Below are 2,003 nucleotides of genomic sequence, written 5' to 3' on the forward strand. Positions count from 1 at the left end.
GTGCTGCTGCAAGCGGCCGATCCAATCGAAGCGGTGCGGCTGCGCGCGACCCGGCTCCTCGTCATGCGCCGCGGCGAGATTATTGCTCGCACGCCGGCGCGGACGAGCGAGCTTTCGCTGAAGGGAAGGCCGGCGACGCTCGATCCTGCCTCGTATGAGCCCAGGTCGGCTGGCCCTGCGAAGACCTCATCCCGAGGAGACGCGCATTGATCGGCGCGGGCGAGGGCGAGGTGTTCTGGGGCAACGATCGGCTCGCACAAGGGCTCGACTGGGCCGCGGGGCGGCATTAGTCGGCCCCTTCATACTATTTGCAACCTGCGCTCGTTCAATTGATAGAGGCGCGGCGGCCATGGCGCCTGTCGGGGCCGCCTATCGCGGCGCTCTCGTCGCGCCAACGATGAGCGCCAGGCCGGAGAACAGGAGGGCGACCATCACCGCCTGGCTGAAGCTCCGGTCGCTGAATCGCTGGTAGACGCGCGCGCCGATGACCGAGGGAATTAGCATCGCCGGAGCGACGATGAGAAACTGGCTGAGATCGGCGTGCTTGAGCGTCCCAGAGCCAAAATAGAGCCCGATCGTCAGAAGATGCATTGAGATGTTGTAGGCCTGCAATGTCGCGCGCCTCAAATCGCGCTGCCAGCCGCGAAGCTGAGTCCAGACCGCAGGCATGAATCCCGCCATCCCGCCGAAACCGCCAAGCACTCCGCCGATGAGCCCGAACACGGCGTCCAGCGGCCGTCCGCCTCGTGTCACCACACCTGGATCGCGCACGACGAGCGCGAACAGGCAATAGCCGGTCAGGAGCACGCCGACCACGAGCCGGAAGCCGCGCGGATCGGCGTTGTAGAGAAAAAAGACGCCAAGCGGCACGCCGAGACAGCCGCCGACGACAAGCGGCAGGATCCTCCCCCATTCGAACCCGCCGCGAAACGAGGCAAGCGAGGCAATCTGCCCCAATAGCGCGCCGAACACCGCGAGTGGGGCTGCGGTCTGCGGCGGCAGGGCCCATGCCCAGAACGACAGCGCTACGATCGAGAAGGCGAAGCCCGTCAGCCCCTGGGCGAAACCAGCCGCCGCGGCCCCCGCCGCGATGACGAGGGCCGAAGCTGCAGCGTCGGACATCGCCGCGGCCAGCGCTTTTAAGAGGCCGCGCGCTTTTCGAGCGCCTGCGCGCGAATGGCGGAGAGCGTTGTCGCGGGCGTGATTGCGTCGGGATCGACCTTGACGTGCAGGATCGACGGCAGGCCGGAGGCCAACGCCCGCTCGTAAGCGGGCAGGAACTGAGCGGTCTCCTCGATCGTTTCGCCGTGGCCGCCGAACGCGCGAGCGTATAGCGCGAAGTCCGGATTGCGGAGCGCCGTGGCGATCACCCGCCCGGGAAACATCCGCTCCTGATGCATGCGGATCGTGCCGTACATGCCGTTGTCCATCACCACGACGACGACGGGGAGGCCATATTGAACGGCGGTGGCGAATTCCTGCCCGTTGATGAGAAAGTCGCCGTCGCCCGCGAAGCAGACGACCGTCCGCTTCGGAAACACGCGTTTAGCGCCGATCGCGGCCGGCAAGCCGAACCCCATCGATCCCGAGGTCGGGCCCAATTGCTGCTCGACCCGGCGGAAGCGTAGGAAGCGGCCAACCCATATCGAAAAGTTCCCGGCGCCGTTGGTGAAGATGCCGTCGGGCGAGCGGCGCCTAATCGCGAACATGATCTCGCTCAATTGCACCCGGCCCGGATTGGGCGGCGCCTGCTCGCTCCACGCCAGATAATCGGCCCGCGCCGCTCGGGTTTCGACCGACCAGCGGATCGTCGCCGGTGGCTCGACGCCTTCAAGCGCCGCGCAAAATTCGGGCGATGTCGCGACGATGCCGAGCGCGGGATGGTAGTTGCGGCCGATCTCGTTGGCGTCGGCATGGACGTGGACGAGCCGCTGCCGCGGCGCGGGAATGCTGAACAGGGTATACCCTTGCGCCGCGGCCTCCGACATCCGGCTGCCGACGAG

At 66.9% G+C, this 2,003-nt stretch carries 2 protein-coding genes and 1 pseudogene; 1 reads left to right on the forward strand and 2 read right to left on the reverse strand.

What is annotated here, in order from left to right; genetic code table 11:
• A pseudogene (locus WCB02_RS25955) lies at nt 1-210 on the forward strand (hypothetical protein); the annotation flags it as partial.
• Nucleotides 211-369: 159 nt separating this feature from the next.
• On the opposite strand, the gene WCB02_RS25960 reads toward WCB02_RS25955, so the two are convergent.
• Both WCB02_RS25960 and WCB02_RS25965 read right to left on the reverse strand, forming a co-directional pair.
• Nucleotides 370-1,122: a sulfite exporter TauE/SafE family protein gene (locus WCB02_RS25960; RefSeq protein WP_423962619.1), complete on the reverse strand. Its 753-nt coding sequence runs from the start codon at nt 1,120-1,122 to the stop codon at nt 370-372.
• A gap of 17 nt (nt 1,123-1,139) precedes the next feature.
• On the reverse strand, nt 1,140-2,003 hold an 864-nt coding region (locus WCB02_RS25965; protein ID WP_423962620.1), incomplete at its 5' end, for a thiamine pyrophosphate-dependent enzyme.

Origin of the sequence: Bradyrhizobium sp., assembly GCF_049581145.1 — a bacterium.
In the GTDB taxonomy this organism is placed as follows: Bacteria; Pseudomonadota; Alphaproteobacteria; order Rhizobiales; family Xanthobacteraceae; genus Bradyrhizobium.

Excerpts from the sequence above, each read along its gene's own strand:
- WCB02_RS25960 (WP_423962619.1), bottom strand. The coding sequence starts at position 1,122 with ATGTCCGACGCTGCAGCTTCGGCCCTCGTCATCGCGGCGGGGGCCGCG.